General features: G+C 44.9%; 14 protein-coding genes, 16 tRNA genes and 1 rRNA gene. 1 reads left to right on the top strand and 30 read right to left on the bottom strand.

The features are described 5' to 3' along the window. Positions 1-96 precede the first annotated feature (96 nt). From nfsA to queG, 4 genes are all read right to left on the bottom strand, one after another. Entirely contained in the window at positions 97-846 is a 750-nt protein-coding gene (gene nfsA / locus KYJ26_RS02855) for an oxygen-insensitive NADPH nitroreductase (RefSeq protein ID WP_219165816.1), read from the bottom strand. Positions 847-934: 88 nt separating this feature from the next. After that, positions 935-1,408 (bottom strand): tRNA (uridine(34)/cytosine(34)/5-carboxymethylaminomethyluridine(34)-2'-O)-methyltransferase TrmL, encoded by a 474-nt coding sequence (gene trmL, locus KYJ26_RS02850; RefSeq protein WP_219165815.1) that lies wholly within the window; start codon positions 1,406-1,408, stop codon positions 935-937. A 66-nt stretch (positions 1,409-1,474) separates the two neighbouring features. Then, positions 1,475-2,353 carry an amidase domain-containing protein gene (locus tag KYJ26_RS02845; protein ID WP_219165814.1) on the bottom strand — a complete coding sequence of 293 codons (879 nt, stop codon included), beginning with the start codon at positions 2,351-2,353 and terminating at the stop codon, positions 1,475-1,477. Between the two features lie 93 nt (positions 2,354-2,446). After that, positions 2,447-3,580 (bottom strand): tRNA epoxyqueuosine(34) reductase QueG, encoded by a 1,134-nt coding sequence (gene queG, locus KYJ26_RS02840; protein WP_219165813.1) that lies wholly within the window; start codon positions 3,578-3,580, stop codon positions 2,447-2,449. Between the two features lie 99 nt (positions 3,581-3,679). Between queG and KYJ26_RS02835 the strand changes: the two genes are divergently transcribed. Next, on the top strand, positions 3,680-4,351 hold the full coding sequence (locus tag KYJ26_RS02835) for a B3/B4 domain-containing protein (protein ID WP_219165812.1): 672 nt from the start codon (positions 3,680-3,682) through the stop codon (positions 4,349-4,351). Positions 4,352-4,645: 294 nt separating this feature from the next. Here KYJ26_RS02835 and KYJ26_RS02830 read toward each other — a convergent pair whose 3' ends face one another. The 26 genes from KYJ26_RS02830 to rrf form a co-directional block, all read right to left on the bottom strand. Next, positions 4,646-5,614, bottom strand: a complete 969-nt coding sequence (locus tag KYJ26_RS02830) for a sugar phosphate isomerase/epimerase family protein (RefSeq protein ID WP_219165811.1) — start codon at positions 5,612-5,614, stop codon at positions 4,646-4,648. Positions 5,615-5,626: 12 nt separating this feature from the next. Then, entirely contained in the window at positions 5,627-6,667 is a 1,041-nt protein-coding gene (locus KYJ26_RS02825; protein WP_219165810.1) for a Gfo/Idh/MocA family protein, read from the bottom strand. A gap of 17 nt (positions 6,668-6,684) precedes the next feature. Then, entirely contained in the window at positions 6,685-7,710 is a 1,026-nt protein-coding gene (locus KYJ26_RS02820) for a Gfo/Idh/MocA family protein (protein ID WP_219165809.1), read from the bottom strand. Positions 7,711-7,723: 13 nt separating this feature from the next. Continuing rightward, complete coding sequence (locus KYJ26_RS02815) at positions 7,724-8,449, bottom strand: ThuA domain-containing protein (protein ID WP_219165808.1); 726 nt, start codon at positions 8,447-8,449, stop codon at positions 7,724-7,726. Positions 8,450-8,465: 16 nt separating this feature from the next. Further along, positions 8,466-10,034, bottom strand: a complete 1,569-nt coding sequence (locus tag KYJ26_RS02810; RefSeq protein ID WP_219165807.1) for a response regulator transcription factor — start codon at positions 10,032-10,034, stop codon at positions 8,466-8,468. Further along, positions 10,015-11,826 carry a sensor histidine kinase gene (locus tag KYJ26_RS02805; protein WP_219165806.1) on the bottom strand — a complete coding sequence of 604 codons (1,812 nt, stop codon included), beginning with the start codon at positions 11,824-11,826 and terminating at the stop codon, positions 10,015-10,017. Before KYJ26_RS02805 ends, KYJ26_RS02810 begins: the two co-directional genes overlap by 20 nt. 142 nt (positions 11,827-11,968) lie before the next feature. After that, a complete protein-coding gene (locus KYJ26_RS02800) occupies positions 11,969-13,246 on the bottom strand; it encodes an ABC transporter substrate-binding protein (RefSeq protein ID WP_219165805.1) in 1,278 nt (425 codons plus the stop codon). Positions 13,247-13,328: 82 nt separating this feature from the next. Continuing rightward, positions 13,329-14,156, bottom strand: a complete 828-nt coding sequence (locus KYJ26_RS02795; RefSeq protein ID WP_219165804.1) for a carbohydrate ABC transporter permease — start codon at positions 14,154-14,156, stop codon at positions 13,329-13,331. Beyond that, positions 14,156-15,052, bottom strand: a complete 897-nt coding sequence (locus KYJ26_RS02790) for a carbohydrate ABC transporter permease (protein WP_257474862.1) — start codon at positions 15,050-15,052, stop codon at positions 14,156-14,158. The genes KYJ26_RS02795 and KYJ26_RS02790 overlap by 1 nt, the downstream gene beginning before the upstream one ends. A 440-nt stretch (positions 15,053-15,492) precedes the next feature. After that, positions 15,493-15,566, bottom strand: a tRNA-Gly gene (locus KYJ26_RS02785). Between the two features lie 4 nt (positions 15,567-15,570). Further along, positions 15,571-15,654 (bottom strand) — tRNA-Leu (locus KYJ26_RS02780). Positions 15,655-15,662: 8 nt separating this feature from the next. Continuing rightward, positions 15,663-15,736 (bottom strand) — tRNA-Cys (locus KYJ26_RS02775). Positions 15,737-15,743: 7 nt separating this feature from the next. Continuing rightward, positions 15,744-15,818, bottom strand: a tRNA-Gly gene (locus KYJ26_RS02770). Between the two features lie 4 nt (positions 15,819-15,822). Then, positions 15,823-15,894 (bottom strand) — tRNA-Gln (locus tag KYJ26_RS02765). Positions 15,895-15,933: 39 nt separating this feature from the next. Next, positions 15,934-16,009, bottom strand: a tRNA-His gene (locus KYJ26_RS02760). Positions 16,010-16,026: 17 nt separating this feature from the next. Next, positions 16,027-16,100 (bottom strand) — tRNA-Trp (locus KYJ26_RS02755). A 76-nt stretch (positions 16,101-16,176) separates the two neighbouring features. After that, positions 16,177-16,260: transfer RNA gene (locus tag KYJ26_RS02750), tRNA-Tyr, on the bottom strand. A gap of 16 nt (positions 16,261-16,276) precedes the next feature. After that, positions 16,277-16,352 (bottom strand) — tRNA-Thr (locus KYJ26_RS02745). A 14-nt stretch (positions 16,353-16,366) separates the two neighbouring features. Further along, positions 16,367-16,442 (bottom strand) — tRNA-Phe (locus KYJ26_RS02740). 17 nt (positions 16,443-16,459) lie between these two features. Further along, a tRNA-Asp gene (locus KYJ26_RS02735) sits at positions 16,460-16,536 on the bottom strand. 91 nt (positions 16,537-16,627) lie between these two features. Next, positions 16,628-16,701: transfer RNA gene (locus KYJ26_RS02730), tRNA-Met, on the bottom strand. A gap of 75 nt (positions 16,702-16,776) precedes the next feature. After that, positions 16,777-16,852: transfer RNA gene (locus tag KYJ26_RS02725), tRNA-Val, on the bottom strand. A 40-nt stretch (positions 16,853-16,892) separates the two neighbouring features. After that, a tRNA-Glu gene (locus KYJ26_RS02720) sits at positions 16,893-16,967 on the bottom strand. Between the two features lie 16 nt (positions 16,968-16,983). Continuing rightward, positions 16,984-17,075: transfer RNA gene (locus tag KYJ26_RS02715), tRNA-Ser, on the bottom strand. A gap of 6 nt (positions 17,076-17,081) precedes the next feature. Beyond that, positions 17,082-17,156, bottom strand: a tRNA-Asn gene (locus KYJ26_RS02710). 7 nt (positions 17,157-17,163) lie between these two features. Next, positions 17,164-17,280: ribosomal RNA gene (gene rrf / locus KYJ26_RS02705) — 5S ribosomal RNA — on the bottom strand. Positions 17,281-17,579: the final 299 nt, after the last annotated feature.

The raw sequence follows: 17,579 nt of genomic DNA, 5'->3' as shown, positions 1-17,579 counted from the left end.
ACTAAAGCGGAGGCGGCTCGTTCAGAGGCGACCCTCTAAAGCGAAAAAGAACTGATCTCTGATGAGGTCAGTTCTTTTTGTTTAGTTCAGTTAAGCCTATTTTCTATTAAACCCTTTCTTCTCCACAAAATCCTTCATATACATCCGCTTTTTACCCGACAGCATTTTCGCCATCTGGCCTGTCCAACGATCCGACCGTTTCCCTGCTGTACGTGCGTGATAATAGGCAGAAATGGTTTCATCATAGCGGTCAAGGCCCTCTTTCATATATGCTTCATCACCTTGATATGAATCCTCGTGATAAATGGATTCCATCGGCAGCCTCGGCTTCACATCCGAATGATCTTCCGGGATACCGACAGCCAGTCCAAACAATGGGATGACCCTGTCCGGCAATCCGAGCAGCTCACTCACCGATTCCAGATCATTTCGGATCCCGCCTATATAACAAATGCCAAGTCCCATTGATTCAGCGGCAATCGATGCATTTTGAGCAGCCAGGGACGCATCAATGACTGCCACCATGAATTTTTCCGTGCTTTCCAATGATGGGATGACGTCAGCTCCTTCCCATTCACCGATCTTTTCATGGCGGTATAAATCAGAGCAGAACACGAAGAAATGACCATTTGCTTCGACGTAGCTTTGATTTCCCGCAAGCTCTGAAAGCTTTTTCTTTTTCTCAGGATCCTTCACCCCGATGATCGTGTAGGCTTGAATATAGCTTGATGTACTTGCAGCCTGGGCACTGGAAACAATCGTCCGGATGTGCTCTTCACTCAATGCTTCATTCTTGAATTGTCGTATGGATCGATGCTTAAGAATCGTTTCAATGGTTTCATTCATTATGTACTCTCTCCCTCTCGTTTCTTCCCCTTAGTATAAGCCAAATAAAAAAAGGAATGAAAATCATATGATTTTCATTCCTCGGTTTTTATAAGAGTCCTGGATAATTTCTTTGTCTTAACGCTTCATAAATCAAAATCGCCGCTGTATTGGACAGGTTCAATGAACGTACATTCTCGTTCATCGGAATGCGCAGGGCACGATCCAGATTGTTCTGGATGACATCATCCGGAAGCCCGGATGTTTCGCGTCCAAAGATAAAGAAATAATCCTTGTCTTCCACACTGTAATCAAAATTCGTGTGAGGGATCTTTCCGTATTTGGTTAAGTAGAAGAACTCTCCACCTTCATTTTTCTCGAAGAACTCTTCAAGGGAATCATAATAAACGATGTTTACAAACTGCCAGTAATCAAGGCCGGCACGCTTTAACATTTTATCATCCGTCGAGAATCCGAGTGGACGGATCAAGTGCAGGGTCGTATCCGTAGCTGCACACGTTCTTGCAATATTCCCCGTATTTGCAGGGATTTCTGGTTGATATAATACAACATGTACTCCCATGTCAATGTCACCTCATTCATAAAACTCTAAGTGACATTATACCATTTCTTCTACATAGAACAACACTTAACGGTCATCTACTATTGTAAAAAATCGATATTTCATATTGGGCGTATACGCCGTTGAGTCTTCGTATTTCCAATATCTCATCCGGCTGTTGAACGTGTGGGCATTCACGAGGGGTTCACCGGCTGCGTCCTTCCCTGTGACGATAGTCGTATGATCGAAACGTCCGTCCCCTTCAAAGTCATAGCAGATCACATCTCCGAGCTTCAATTCTTTTGGGTCATCTACAAGCCTTCCCCGAAGCCCAATCGTCGAATTCGGGATATACCACCTTAAGGAGTTCGCCACCGTCCAGCTGTAGCTCCAGCTTTGATTCCTCATCCACCAGCCTTTACCCTTTGTCGGGTATCCCCGCATCGGTGCATCCCCTGCATGAAGGCATTGTGAAATATAATTCGTACAATCATTCTCAAACTTCTTATATGCAGGATTGTAGCTGTTCCACCAGCGTTCGGCATATTGAACGGCACTGAGCCGGTCATAACTGTACGTCACTCTGTCCTTTTCTTCACAAATCATATCCTCTTCTTCTTCTTCCAGACCCTCATCTCTTTTGACCTCGATCTCTCTATCTTCATAAATCTTATCTTTGTAAAAGACGCCGCTCCGATTCTCTACTTCCTCTTCCAAATAGAGCAGGTCTCCATGTTTGATGAGATATTTATAGTGAACATCATATAAAATGCTTTGAGTTTCGTCTCTTTGATGTGTGATACGCTGAATCTTCCCTGTTGCATCCACCTTCACAATTTCCGCGTGTCGCTGCCTGCATGACTCTTTCTTTCTTGTCACTTTGTCATTATAATAATCTGACTGATTTCGAGAAGTATATTCAGCGATCACATGTTGGACCTTCTCCATTAACAGCTTTCTGATCATCGTCTTCCCTCCTCCCTTATTGTTATGCTCACCATCCTCTGTTCAAAACTAAAAAGGATGAACTCATGGCAAATATGAGTTCATCCAAATATATCAAGGTCTCAGCAATTCCAGACCCTTCTGAATTTCTGCTAACACTTCTTCATCTGTTTCCACTTCCTGATGTTTAAGAAGGATTTCTTCGGCTTTTTCCCCTCCAATTTTTCCAAGGGCCCAGGCAGCCGTGCCTCTCATGACTGGTCTTACATCCTTTTTCATGACCTCGATCAGATCATCTATCGCTGTTGTATCCTTGAAATGAGCCAGGGCTATGATGGCATTGCGCTGAATGGGTTTCTTCCCTCTCCATGACCCTGAAACATGCCCGTATTTCTGTTTGAACTCACGGTTACTGATCGTTAATAACGGCTTTAATAAAGGCTTGGCAATTTCCGGATCCGGCTCCATCTCTTCATGAAAATGAAAGTCCATCCCTTTATTCTCGGGGCATACGGTTTGGCAGGTGTCGCATCCGTACAGACGGTTTCCAAGCTTCATCCGGTATTCATCCGCAAGAAAGCCCTTCGTTTGGGTTAAGAAGGCAATGCATTTCTGTGCATCCAGCTGTCCGCCTTCAATAAGGGCCCCCGTTGGGCAGACGTCCACGCATTTATTGCATGTTCCGCACTGATCCTCCATTGGCGTATCCGGGGCAAAGGGAAGATTCGTCACCATTTCCCCCAAATAGACGTAGGATCCGAATTCAGGAGTGATGATGGAACAGTTTTTTCCGCTCCAACCAATGCCCGCCCGCTCTGCCACGGCACGGTCCACCAGCTCTCCCGTGTCGACCATGGACTTAAAACGTGCCTCGGGAATCCTGGATACGATATATTCCTCGAGCTTCGAAAGGCGATCCCTCAGCACATGGTGATAATCCGTCCCCCATGATGCCCTGCAGAAGATCCCCCGTCTTTCTCCCCGCTTACTTTGAGGAGCATCCTTCATTTTAGAAGGATAGGCAAGAGCAATGGCAATGATCGATTTCGGCTTATCAAAAATCAAAGCAGGTTCCACCCGCTTCTCAATATCCTTTTCCTCAAAGCCTGATTGATATCCCATCATTTCCTGACGGAGAAGCCTGTTTTTCATTTCCGAGAACGTATCGGCAGTGGTAAATCCAATCTTATCTATTCCAATCTCCTTACTATACGCAATGATATCCTGCTTTAACTGATCTATATCCATTACACCTACCTCCTTCCTGATTTTTTAGCGACGCGCACACGTGAATTAGCAATGTGTATTATGATAAACTATTTTAAAACAAATGTGGAGGGAAAATAAGTGGAAATCACAATAGATTCATCCATTACAAGTAAAATCCCCGATTTCAAAGTCGGATTCATTCACTATCATCATATCGAAGTCAGCTCTTCTCCTCAAATGCTGAAGGGACGGCTCCAGCTTTTCCAGGAATCAATCTTCTTTGATCTTCATGATAAAAGCGTTACTGAGTTGGAAGGGATTGCCGTGTGGCGGGATATCTTCAAGAAGACTGGTAAAGATCCGAATCGCTACCGCCATTCAGCAGAAGCACTTTTTCGCCGGGTCAAAAAACAAAACTATTTGACGACGATTAACTCTGCCATCGACCTTAACAACTTCTTCTCCCTTCAATATGAAGTTCCCATCGGAATATACGATAAGGATCAACTATCCGGAGAACAAGTAGCATTGAAAGTCGGGGATCCCGGTCAAACGTACACCGGACTCAACGGTCGGGAGAATTCACTGGAAAACCTCATCGTCGCCTGTGACGGGAACGGACCTTTCGGAAGTCCCTTCGTCGACTCTGACCGTGCACCGGTTAGAGAAGAAACGAAGAATGCCGTACAGATCATTTTCTTGAAGCCCTCCCTTTCCAGAGAAGAAAGCGAGAAACTGACGAAATCATTGATGGATATGTTTATCAGCATCCACGGTGGCGAAGGATCGTTTGAAGTGGTTGGTGGATAGTTCAGAGAGGATCCCTTTTTACAGGGATCTTTTTTGATTTCCCTCAAGGGGATTTGTAGCGGAACCTTCCATTATATGCTTGGGCTTTTCCCGTGGCGGGGTGAATTCAGCCATAATGGTTCATAATCCGGCGGGTTCCACACATAATCCAGCGGAAATCGTGAGTAATCCGGCCGTTTCTAATAAAAAACAAGCCGCTTTCACTAATAATCCAGCCATTTTACAATAAAAGGTAAATCCAACATGCCTCACACAAAAAAAGAGAGCCCCATAATAGGACCCTCTGCTTCAACCCTACACCCACCACATATCCGACGGTTGTTCTTCAATCAAGATAGATTTCAAATTCTTCACCGCACGGCCGAAGCCTTCTTCAATCGACATGATCGGATCCTCATGCTCGATGCTGACGACATAGTCGTATCCGAATGTGCGCAGGGCACTCATCATATCGGACCATTCCTGCAATGAATGTCCGCATCCTACAGAACGGAAGGACCACGCCCGTGTCTGGATGCTGCCGTATGGCTGCATATCCGTGAGACCGTACATGTTCACATTATCCTGGTCGATATACGTATCTTTCGCATGGAAATGGTGAATCGCATTTTCTTTACCGAGGATCTTAATCGCTGCAACCGGATCGATTCCCTGCCACCACAGATGACTCGGGTCAAGGTTTGCACCGATTGCCTCACACGTTTCTTCACGAAGCTTCAATAACGTATACGGAGTATGTACAAGGAATCCCCCGTGGAGCTCGAGACCGATTTTTACGTTGTTTTCCTCAGCAAGCTTCCCTATCTCTTTCCAATAAGGAATCAGCTTTTCTTCCCACTGCCATTTAAGAATATCTCCATATTCATTCGGCCAAGGGGATACCGGCCAGTTCGGATGCTTTGCCCCTTCATGGTCACCTGCAGTCCCTGAAAAGCAGTTCACGACCGGTACGTTCATAAATCCGGCAAGCTTGATCGTTTTCTGAAGGGCCGCATGGGATTCTTCTGCGAAGGCAGCGTCGGGTGAAATCGGGTTCCCGTGACAGCTGAAGGCGCTGATCTGAAGCCCTCTTGATGTGACTTTCTCTAAGTATTCATTTCTTTTTTCTTCGCTCTCCAAAAGGGCATCCAGGTCACAATGGGCATTCCCGGGATATCCTCCCGTGCCAATTTCCACAGCGTGAAGTCCCGCTTCTTTTACATAATCGAGCATTTCTTCCAAATTCTTTTGTGAGAATAATACAGTAAATACACCAAGTTTCATTTACGCTTCCTCCTATTTCAATGTGATGCTTTGTCCGGTTTCACTGCTTTTGTAGATGGCATCAATGATTTGGGACACTTGCATGGCTTCCTGAGGTTTGACGATAAGTTCTTCTAAGCCTAGACAGCTGTTGATAAAGTTTTGGGCCTGAGGGAGACTTGGGTCATCCTCCCCCGGTACCCAATCCGCTTCACTATTCAGTAGCATACCGTGCTTCATCTGGTTCATCTGGAACGGGAATAAATCGATTCCACCCGTTTCCCCTGAGATACTCATGCTTTCTTCGTCACTCTTCACATTTGCGGACCAGGATGTCTCAAAAAGCATGGACGCACCGTTATCGAACCTGATATAAGCAGTCACATGGTCATCCACTTCAAAACTGCCTTTATCGAAATCTCCCCATTGATTCACTTGATCTGGCATTCTACTAAGCTTGTTATACGTCGTACCCGTTACTTCAACAGGCGTCGGATTTCCAAGCAGCCATAATGATAGATCGAGGAAGTGACAGCCATAGTCGATCAGGCTGCCACCGCCTTGAAGTTCCTTGTTGGTGAACACTCCCCATCCAGGTACTTTGCGGCGGCGGATCGCCCTTGCCCTTGCCACCATCGGCTCTCCGATCTCATCTTCCATGATCACCCGCTTCGCAGCACGGGAGTCCTTCATAAAGCGATAATGATAAGCGATGGCTAGAACCTTACCAGATTTCTCCGCCGCTTCAATCATCTTTTCACATTCTTCCGGAGTCATCGCCATCGGCTTTTCACAAAACACATGAAGACCTGCATCGAGGGCAGCAATCGTGATCTCTGCATGAAATTTATTCGGCGTGCAGATCGTCACGGCATCCACATGCTCGAACATATCCCGATAATCGCTGAACACATTGGGGATGTTAAAGGTCTCTCCCACGGTTTGGGCCGTGAGAGGGTTGATATCACTGATCGCTTCAATCGAAACAGAATCTGATAGTTTGATAAAAGTAGGGATGTGACGCGTCTGGGCTATGCCCCCGACGCCGATCACGCCCATCCGAAGTTTAGTCATCGCTGCATTCACCTCTTTTACAATTTTACGATCCGTTTTGTTTCACTTGATTCCAGGGCAGATAAAACCACCTCAAGAGATTTCTTTCCTTCTTCACCCGTAATAGGAGGCTCTTCATTTTGAAGAATACTTTGAACAAATTGATCGATTACTCGGGAATTCGTCTGGCCGCCTTCGTCATTCGTTTGAATGCCTCCAAGCTCATATTTCACTACTTCCCCGGTCACATATTGAACGATAAGAGAGTTTACCGGATCATCCTCTAAGCGGAGGATCGCTTTCTCTCCATAAATAATCGTAGAATTATCCTCCTTTGACACATAGGACCAGCTTGCTGCAAGGGTACCGATCGTGCCGCTTTCGGTTTTCAATACACAGACAGCCGTATCATCCACATCGGCATTTTCCTTGGCACTTGTTTCAACGAAGGCACCGACTTCTGCAAATTCTTCTCCCAGAATATAGCGGAGAAGATCTGTCTTATGAACACCAAGGTCTCCCATGGCACCGATGAATGCCTCATCCTTTTTAAAGAACCAGCTGTCCTTTCCATCAGCACTCCAGCCTTCAGGTCCGCCATGGCCAAAAGCAGAACGGAAGCTGTAGATTTTACCCACTTCCCCGCTTTCAATAAGCTGTTTCGCCTTTTGATGAGAAGGAACAAAGCGCTGATTGTGAGCGATCATCAGTTTTTTGCCGTTTTTATCCGCGGCATCGATCATGCTTTGAGCTTCTTCCCTTGAAGTCGCCATCGGTTTTTCACATAATACATGCTTCCCTGCATTCAACGCATCGATGGAAATCGGTGCATGCAGATAGTTCGGAGTACAGACACTCACAGCGTCCACTTCAGCATTTGCCAGTAATTCTTTATAATTTGTATACGCTTTCGCTCCCACTGCATCAGCGATTTTCCATGCACGTTCCTCGACGATGTCACAGACGGCTACAACCTCTACGTTTTCATTGTTCGCATACTCTGGAAGATGGCGGTGTTTTGCGATGCTTCCGCATCCTATCACTCCGATTTTTAATGTATTCATGATTTTTCCTCCTCTATTTAGAACCTTTGATTTCTTCTAATGGCTGCGCATTACCGTATACAGGTCTTGCATGATCGACCGGTGATGCCCATTTCACTGCATTCACAATGACCTTTTGGACATTTTCATTGTAGTAGGTCGGGTACGTTTCATGCCCCGGACGGAAGTAGAATACCTTTCCATTCCCTCGCTGATATGTACATCCGCTTCTGAACACTTCTCCCCCTTCGAACCAGCTCACCATCACAAGCTGATCAGGAGCAGGGATATCAAAGTGCTCGCCATACATTTCTTCTTTTTCAAGCTCGAAATACTCCCCTAGACCGGCCGTGATCGGATGACTCGGATCCACGATCCAGATTCGTTCCTTCTCATCGGCTTCACGCCATTTCAAATCACAGGAAGTTCCCATCAAGGTTTTGAAGATTTTCGAGAAATGACCTGAATGAAGGACGATCAATCCCATTCCGTCAAGGACACGCTCTTTCACCCTTTCAACGACTTCATCCTTCACTTCATCATGGGCGATATGTCCCCACCAAACCAATACATCCGTGCTTTCCAGTACTTCTTCGGTCAATCCGTGATCTCCCTCATCCAGTGTAGCGGTTTTCACATTGTAGGACGCTTCTCCAAGAAAGGATGCAAGGGCACCATGAATGCCTTCAGGATACACTTCTCTCACTTTCGGATTCTTCTGTTCATGACGATTTTCATTCCATACTGTTACGTTTACCATTGTAAAACCTCCATGTTTATATTTGGGCATGCCGGTATTCATTTGGTGTGACACCAGCGTGTTTTTTAAAAACCTTACTGAAATACTTTTCATTCCCATAGCCTACACCGTAGGCTACTTCATATATCTTCAAATAAGGATTTTCCAAGAGCTTCTTTGCCTTCTCCATCCGGATATTCGTGACATAATCCGTGATGGTGGCTCCATAATCCTGTTTGAACTTCCGTGAAATATATTCCCTGCTCAAAAAGAATCTGTCGGCCATTTCCTGAAGATTGATATCTTCCTGGTAATGCTGCTGCAGGTATTCCTCGATCTGCTGCATATTATTTTTTTCTTTCTGATATTTCACGTCTGTCAGGGTTTGTATGAGCTCGAAAAATTCTTTTGACTTCTCTTCTTTAAATTTCCTATACGAAAAAGAACCGTCTTCGTTCCAATAGTCCATGCCCCTGTAGAATGGTTCCTGACGTTTGATCTGATACTCTTTCAACCAATTGTTCCGAAGTAATTCAAATTGATCCTCCCATACTTTTAGCTGCTCCAATGAAAGGGTATGACTGCTTTCCAATTGACTGAAAATCTCTTCAAGCTGGGAGTGTACCTGCTGTCTGCTGCCTGAACGGATCGCCCACTTCATTTCATGGGAGTGATCCAATAAATGAAGGAGCGAACCTTCCATCACATCCTGATGGGTGACAATCTTATTTTGGGCGAGCAGATTGTGCCTAGAAAATACTTCGAGAGCGGATTCGTATGCTTCATTCACTTTTTCCGACTTCTTCCCAAGTGCCAAAATGGTAAAGACCTTGCTATATTGATAGATTAAAGAATAGATTTCCTTTAGCAAATACGGTATGTTTTTTTGATTCCAGAACAGAATGACAAGTTCTTCTTCTTTATTGCTGTTCCGGAAGCATACCCCCTCATTCTGCTTACGCAAGAGCTCATTGCAGATATTGATGAGGGTAAAAAATGCAAGGTCCCTGTCACCTTGAAAGGATTTCATCACAATCGGCTTGATCGGCAGGAGCGCAACCGTTTTCTCTATCTGTCGTAATGAAACACCAAACTCTCTTTCGACCTTTTCCACCATCTCTGCCGTAATGCTCTCCTTGGCACAGAGGCTTGAAAAAAACCGATCCCAGTATAGAGGCTTTGCCTCATTCATGACCCTGTTTTCCTCGACCTGGGATTTTCTTGATCGTGCATGCTCATTCCACTCTTTCACGGCTTTACCAAGTGTTTCATTCAGGACATCAGGCTCGATCGGTTTCAAGATGTAATCAAAGCTTTTATAATAGATCGCATTTCTCATATATTCAAAATCATCATACCCGCTAACAACGATGGTTTTACTTGTAAGGTCAGAGGCATGAAGCCATTTTAATAAGTTGATACCGTCACGCTTCGGCATCCTCATGTCTGTAAAGATGATCTCCGGCCTATGCTCTGTGATCAATTCGATGGCTTCGTCCCCGTCTTCCGCCTCCAGGATGGTGTGGATACCATGCTTATCCCATTCTGCTAATAAAAGTAACCCTTCACGCACATGTTTTTCATCGTCAATGATGATTGCTTTCATTTGCTTCACCTTCCATTCGTATTGGCATCCTCATCGTGACCATGAAGCCTCCATCTTCATGATTCTGAAGCAATAGGGTAGCCTTATGGTCAAAGTAGAGCTTTAACCTTACATATACATTCTTCAGACCGATGCTGGTCTCATCCCCGGTTTTATTCCATGCATCGGCTTTGAAGTGTTCCTCAATTTCCTGTAGCCTTTCTGCCGTCACACCCACTCCGTTGTCATGGACAACCATCACCAGCTCTTCTCTATCCCTATAACAGTTCAGAAAGATTCGCCCCACTCCATCACGGATGTCAAACCCATGTTTAAAATAATTTTCAATGAGTGGCTGCAGGATCATCTTTGGAACCTGAACCTCCTTCACCTCTTCATCGACTTCAACCCTGTACTCAAGGTTCTCGCCAAACCGCTCTTTCTGTAAAAGGAGGTAGGCGTTTGTATAATTGATCTCCTTGCTTAACGGAACCACATCCTCCTCCATATTCATCCCGTACCTCATAATCTTCGACAGGTGGGTGATCAAGGAGTAAATTTGCGGTACCTTGTTCTTTAAGGCAATCGTCCCGATGGATTGAAGCGCATTGTAAAGAAAATGCGGATTGATCTGAGATTGAAGCACCTTTAATTGATTTGTCTTATTTTCTAGTTCCAGCTTATATTCACGGTTGATCAGATGGTTAATCCGCTCAATCATCTGCTGAAAACGGAATCCTAGGATCCCAATTTCATCGGAACCGAATGCTTTGGATTGGACCTTCATATTCCCCTTCTCAACTTCTTGGATATTTGAAAGCAGAATCCTGATCGGAGAAGTAATTTTAAATGAAACAAATAATGTCGCCAGGACCACAAGGGTCAGTCCAAGGACCCCAAACAAAATATTGATCTTCGCCACACTAAAGGCACTTTCGTAAAGATTTGCATAAGATACCCTTTTCACGAGGAACCACCCGCCGGCTGAAGCAGGGAGCTGATCGAACATCATCACCCCATTGAACGCATCTTCCTTCCATTCAAGCGTCCCTGAAACATCTTTTGACTCCATTATCCTTTTAATCCACTTCTGGTTGTTTCCATCATCCGATACATCTTGGTCTGAGCTGTAAATCATTTCCCCTTCTGAAGACAGGAGGTAGAATTCCTCTGAGTCAGAATTATATAGATTCCTGCTCAAATCAATGATTTTATCCGGTGAAATATCCAGGGAAATATACGCAAGCACTTCATCGCCCGGAACGTTTCTGAATGCCCGGTGAATCGTGATGATTTCCTTCGACCGATTAATATTCTCCTCTTCCTGACTATAGGTTGGTTCAATGTACATGTTATATGGGCTTCGCTCAGCCTTCCGGAAGTATTCCCACTGTGAATCCTTTATTCTATTAGAGAATACAACTGTGGAACGCTTCGTTGCAGAGATGACCCGGTCACCGTCAGCAAAGGATATACGTACACCGTTGATTGTATCTCCTGTATAGAGAATCGTTTGCACAATATTCTTCACGATGCCGATCGTCAAGTAATTATTCTCCTTACTTGGCGATCTCATGAAATTAATAAAATCTGGATTATTATAGAGTGAGAGAGTCAATCCGTTGAGCTCATTGATATAGCTCTCCAAATTCACCTTCCCCTGGTAGAGCAGATTACTGCTCTCCTTTACCACCTGCTCCTCTATCGAATCCTTTGTATACAAATATGTAATAATGATCGAACTGCCGAACGGCACAATCGTCGTAATCATCAACAGTGCGATCAGCTTATTCCGAATGCTTGTCTTTAACATGAGGGACGGACCTCCCAGGTCTCACTTATACCCTAGTATAAAGTGTTTTTCCCTGCTCTTGAAAGTGTTTTTTCGAAATATTCCTACTAAACTTATAAAATAGAAAGCATGCCTTCAATAGACATGCTTTCTACTATTCTGTTTACTTCAGGTTATCCCACGTTTGTTGGAATCGCTCAAGTACAGTATCATAATCAATTTTACCCGCTGCATATTCCTGGATCGTTGCTGCGAATTCTTTATTCGCACCATCCGGCCATTTGAACCAAGTCCAAGGAATCGTTTTCTCGTCCTTAGAGTAGTCAAGGATGGATTGACCCAAGTCACCAAGACCATTTGGCTCGATATTATCAAATGCAGGGATGAACGCAAATTCTTCCGTGATATAACGCTTTCCTGTTTCAGAAGAGACCATCCACTCCAAGAATGTTTTCGCTTCTTCAAGGTGCTCTGAATTCTTGTTCAACACCCAGTTATTCGGTACACCTACAGGCAGGCGATCTGCACTGTCGTCATTGCTGATCGGAATCGGAAGGAAGCCCATGTTGATATCAGGATTGATTTCCGTGATCATGTTCTCCGTCCAGTTTCCTTGTTGAAGCATAGCAGTTTCACCAGAAGCAAACAGCGTTACTTGTGTATTGTAATCCGTAGTTAATGGATTATCATTTGCATATTTAAGCTCTGTGTCCAGAACCTCTTTGAACTGCTTGAACTTTTCGTTCCCTACAATCTTCTCAGATCCATCATAAAGTCCTGCGATGAACTTATCCGGATCATCCTGCTGTGCAAATGGAATGTTCAGTAAATGCTGACCAATAACCCACCACTCGCCGTAACCAGCTGAGAATGGAGTGATTTTCTTCGCTTCAAGCTTTTTCGCTGCATCTTTCAATTCATCAATCGTCGCAGGAGGCTCAGTGATCCCTGCTTTTTCAAATAAGTCTTTGTTATATACAAATCCATATCCTTCTAAGTTAACCGGCATGCCGTATAGCTTACCGTCTTCATCCGTCATCGGCACTTTCCCGATTGGAAGGACGTGCTCTACCCATGGCTCACCAGAAAGATCGGCAAGCTTTTCTTTCCAAAGCTCTAACTCTTTGAATCCACCATTGTTGAAAATATCCGGTTCTTCACCAGAAGCAAATTTCGCTTTAAGTGCTGCACCGTAATCGGCTCCTCCACCCACGGTTTCAAGCTTCACCTTAATGTTCGGATGCTCTGCTTCGAATTCCTTGATCATTTCTTGAAGCTGATCGGCAATTTCAACCTTGAACTGGAAGAAGTTCAATGTCACGACATCATCACCTGAACCTGAATCCCCGCCAGAACTGCTTGTTTTGTCTTTAGAAGAACAACCTGCAATAATTCCAAATACTAAAACCAAAGACATACATAGTAATAAAATACGCTTCATAAATGGATTGACCTCCCTGATATAAATTATTTTATATAAATTTCTGTATCAATGATAGACCATCTCGACAGAAACTTTATATCTACTTGATCGAACCTGACGCTATTCCTTTGATAATATGCTTCTGTAAAAATAGGAAGAAGATGATGATCGGTGTGATCCCGAGAACGAGTGCCGCAAGACCCATATCCCATTGCTTCGTATACTGGGCGAAGAACGAGCTTGCTGCCAGTGGGATTGTACGTAGCTCCGCATCCTGTAACACCAGTAGTGGGAGCAGATAATCATTCCAAATCCATAATGTGTTCAGGATGATCACCGTAACTGTGATAGGCTTCAGTAATGGGAAGACGATTCTCCAGAACACGCCAAACTGACTGCAGCCATCTATCATCGCTGATTCCTCGATTTCAATCGGTACGGTTTTCACAAACCCGTGATACAAGAACAAGGAAAGCGGTACACCAAATCCGAAGTACATGATGATCAAACCTGGAATGCTGTTCGTAAGGCCTAACGTTCCCCCAACCTTCATCAAGGGAATCATCACCGTCTGGAACGGGATGACCATGGCTGACACAAAGACTACGAATAAGATTTTGCTGAATTTCCCTGGCGTACGCACCATTTTCCATGCTGCCATTGAACTGATGATTACCAATCCGAGGTTGCTGAAAACCGTGATGACAAGGGAGTTCCAGAAAGCCCGGGGGAAATTGATGACTTCCCACACTTTTGCATAGTTAGAGAACACAAATTCCTTTGGCCACGCCGCCGCATCGATTAGAATCGCTGCGAACGGTTTTACCGAGTTGATCAATACGAAGTAAAAAGGGATAAGGAAAATGAGCCCGATCACAATTCCGATGATTTCTAATACAAACGTTCTCTTCGTATAGCGATTGATCATTATGCCTCAACCTCCTTCTTCTTCGTCACCATCACCTGAACCGTCGTAAACACGGCCACTACCACAAAGAACAGAATCGATTTCGCAGTCCCGAGACCATAACGATTATTCTGGAATGCTTCCTGATAAATATTGATCGCAACAGATTGCGTGGAGTTGAACGGCCCACCGCCTGTCAGCGAGATGTTCAGATCGAATATCTTAAAGGCCATTGAGATCGTAAGGAAGAAACAAATCGTGAAAGCCGGTAAGATCAATGGAATGATGATCTTTGTAAGAAGCGTCCAGTTCGATGCCCCATCCATCTTCGCTGCTTCAAGGAGTGAATTGTCGACCCCTTGTAACGCTGCCACGTAGATGACCATCATGTACCCTGAGATCTGCCAGGCAAATACGATGACAATTCCCCAGAACGCCGTCTTCTCATCACCCAACCACGGCATTTTAAAGAATCCAATATCCGTCATATTCCCGAGTGATGCAAATCCTTTAACAAAGATGAACTGCCAGATGAACCCGAGTAACAATCCACCAATGACGTTCGGAATAAAAAACACAGTTCTGAGAATATTTCTCGTCTTCAAGGCAGCATTGAGCAGCAAAGCAAATCCGAATCCTATCAAGTTACTGATGATCACAGCTGCAAACATGAACTTCGTCGTAAACATGAACGAATTAAAAAACGTCTTATCATCCGTGAAGATTTTTTTGTAGTTATCGAATCCAACCCACTCGACTACCGAGCTTACACCATTCCATGAGGTAAATGAATAATACACCCCCATCAAGAATGGAAGAATCTGAATCACTAAGAAAAATAAAAGTGCCGGTCCTACAAAGGCAGCGTACGTCAGTAAGCTTTTATACTTAAACTTCTTCTTTGTCACTGCCTTCATTTGTACATCTGGGCTTACTGGTCCAGTCTGAATTTTCGGTTCCACCCGTATCACCACCCTTAATCATGTAATCGCTTTCTTTCATTATAATGGTAGCGCTTTCTTAAAAAGGGGAACTCAATTGACGAAGAAGGTGCACTATTTTGACTAGATGGGTTTTGGTTTGGTGGTGGTGAGGGTAAATAATGTAGTTGGGGTTTTTGGTGGTTTGTATTGGTTTAGGCAGTGTGCATTGCGGTTTTGGCTGAGGAGGCTCTGGCCGAACGTCCGTGGAAAGCGGGACTGTACCCATCACCTCCTGCACCACTCCCACTCCCTAAATGACAGAGCATTCGAGAATTTTAGTTTGTATATTAATAGCAACAATCTTTGCGAAAACAGCCTTATAAAAAACAATAAAAAAGACTTCCTCATAAAGAGAAAGTCTGTCGTATGTAAGTTGGAGCGGGTGAAGGGAATCGAACCCTCATCATCAGCTTGGAAGGCTGAGGTTTTACCACTAAACTACACCCGCGATGTGGTACCGGTGGCCGGGATCGAACCGGCACTCCAGAGGAACACGATTTTGAGTCGTGCGCGTCTGCCAATTCCGCCACACCGGCATTACATTTGGAGGCGGCAACCGGATTTGAACCGGTGATCAGGGTTTTGCAGACCCATGCCTTACCACTTGGCTATGCCGCCTTACTATTGGAGCGGAAGACGGGATTCGAACCCGCGACCCCCACCTTGGCAAGGTGGTGTTCTACCACTGAACTACTTCCGCACTACTGGGCTAGCTGGATTCGAACCAACGCATGTCGCAGTCAAAGTGCGATGCCTTACCGCTTGGCTATAGCCCACTGTTAGTATATGTCACGGAAATAAAAATGTGACTTTAATGGGGCGACTGATGGGAATCGAACCCACGAATGCCTGAACCACAATCAGGTGCGTTAACCACTTCGCCACAATCGCCATGAAGAATATAAAATTGGCAGGGGTAGTAGGAATCGAACCCACACCAAAGGTTTTGGAGACCTTCGTTCTACCGTTAAACTATACCCCTATATGAAACACACATGTTTTCTTGCGTGTAGTTTAAGGAAGATTATTTTACTCCGCTCTCGCTTCGTAAAAAATCTTGGTGGAGGGGGGCAGATTCGAACTGCCGAACCCGAAGGAGCGGATTTACAGTCCGCCGCGTTTAGCCACTTCGCTACCCCTCCAGCTAAATCACTTGACTGGTGCCGGCAAGAGGACTTGAACCCCCAACCTACTGATTACAAGTCAGTTGCTCTACCAGTTGAGCTACACCGGCATCAAGTAAATAAATGGTGGCTCAGGACGGAATCGAACCGCCGACACATGGATTTTCAGTCCATTGCTCTACCAACTGAGCTACTGAGCCACTATGTAAAAATAAAATGGCGGTCCGGACGGGACTCGAACCCGCGACCTCCTGCGTGACAGGCAGGCATTCTAACCAACTGAACTACCGGACCAAAGTTTTTTCGCGCTAGCGAAAATAACTATCCTTGCGTCACTCATAAAAGATTAATGCTAATCTCTTACTAATAACAAGCAAAAATGGTATTGCGGGGACAGGATTTGAACCTGCGACCTTCGGGTTATGAGCCCGACGAGCTACCGAACTGCTCCACCCCGCGACGATAAAATGTGTTACTTTACATATAATAATTAAGGAAAATTATTTTACTCCGCTTACGCTTCGCAAAAAATCATGGTGGAGGATGACGGGATCGAACCGCCGACCCTCTGCTTGTAAGGCAGATGCTCTCCCAGCTGAGCTAATCCTCCGTTATGTAATGGTAAATTATTTTGCTTTTGCAAGAAACTTTGGTGACCCATACGGGATTCGAACCCGTGTTACCGCCGTGAAAGGGCGGTGTCTTAACCGCTTGACCAATGGGCCTTAATTAAAATTTAGATGGCGGAGAGCAAGGGATTTGAACCCTTGAGACAGCGTTAACCGTCTACACGATTTCCAATCGTGCTCCTTCGGCCACTCGGACAGCTCTCCATATAATGGCTCCGCAGGCAAGATTCGAACTTGCGACCGATCGGTTAACAGCCGATAGCTCTACCACTGAGCTACTGCGGAACGATATGCCTGGCGACGTCCTACTCTCACAGGGGGAGATCCCCCAACTACCATCGGCGCTGAAGAGCTTAACTTCCGTGTTCGGCATGGGAACGGGTGTGACCTCTTCGCCATTGTCACCAGACTATGTATTGTCTCTTTTTTAAGGACAAGTACTATTATATCGTGTATATATTATTTTTCAAGGCTTTTTTTATATTTTCATATAATATTTATTCCCTGAAAACTAGATAAAGGATTGATGTCAAGAAAGCCGAATATCGACCAATTGTTGCATCTACTATTACCAGTAGACTGCAATCCAGCTCCGGCGGCTAGAGACTCGAGGTCATTTCAGTTCAATCAGCTGAGGGTAAAAAGCACCCTCTTCTGATTGCCCAGAAATGCTTGTCGTCTCTGTTCAAGCCGCCTCCGCTTTATAAG

The organism is Rossellomorea orangium (assembly GCF_019334305.1).
In the GTDB taxonomy this organism is placed as follows: Bacteria; Bacillota; Bacilli; order Bacillales; family Bacillaceae_B; genus Rossellomorea.
The sequence above is the reverse complement of the archived record's forward strand: the minus strand, read 5'-3'. Positions and strand labels throughout refer to the sequence as shown.

Excerpts from the sequence above, each read along its gene's own strand:
- KYJ26_RS02800 (WP_219165805.1), bottom strand. The coding sequence starts at position 13,246 with ATGAAGCGTATTTTATTACTATGTATGTCTTTGGTTTTAGTATTTGGA.
- KYJ26_RS02790 (WP_257474862.1), bottom strand. The coding sequence starts at position 15,052 with ATGAAGGCAGTGACAAAGAAGAAGTTTAAGTATAAAAGCTTACTGACG.
- KYJ26_RS02845 (WP_219165814.1), bottom strand. The coding sequence starts at position 2,353 with ATGATCAGAAAGCTGTTAATGGAGAAGGTCCAACATGTGATCGCTGAA.
- KYJ26_RS02820 (WP_219165809.1), bottom strand. The coding sequence starts at position 7,710 with ATGAATACATTAAAAATCGGAGTGATAGGATGCGGAAGCATCGCAAAA.
- nfsA (WP_219165816.1), bottom strand. The coding sequence starts at position 846 with ATGAATGAAACCATTGAAACGATTCTTAAGCATCGATCCATACGACAA.
- KYJ26_RS02810 (WP_219165807.1), bottom strand. The coding sequence starts at position 10,034 with ATGAAAGCAATCATCATTGACGATGAAAAACATGTGCGTGAAGGGTTA.
- KYJ26_RS02825 (WP_219165810.1), bottom strand. The coding sequence starts at position 6,667 with ATGACTAAACTTCGGATGGGCGTGATCGGCGTCGGGGGCATAGCCCAG.
- KYJ26_RS02830 (WP_219165811.1), bottom strand. The coding sequence starts at position 5,614 with ATGAAACTTGGTGTATTTACTGTATTATTCTCACAAAAGAATTTGGAA.
- KYJ26_RS02795 (WP_219165804.1), bottom strand. The coding sequence starts at position 14,156 with ATGATCAATCGCTATACGAAGAGAACGTTTGTATTAGAAATCATCGGA.
- trmL (WP_219165815.1), bottom strand. The coding sequence starts at position 1,408 with ATGGGAGTACATGTTGTATTATATCAACCAGAAATCCCTGCAAATACG.
- KYJ26_RS02805 (WP_219165806.1), bottom strand. The coding sequence starts at position 11,826 with ATGTTAAAGACAAGCATTCGGAATAAGCTGATCGCACTGTTGATGATT.
- queG (WP_219165813.1), bottom strand. The coding sequence starts at position 3,580 with ATGGATATAGATCAGTTAAAGCAGGATATCATTGCGTATAGTAAGGAG.
- KYJ26_RS02815 (WP_219165808.1), bottom strand. The coding sequence starts at position 8,449 with ATGGTAAACGTAACAGTATGGAATGAAAATCGTCATGAACAGAAGAAT.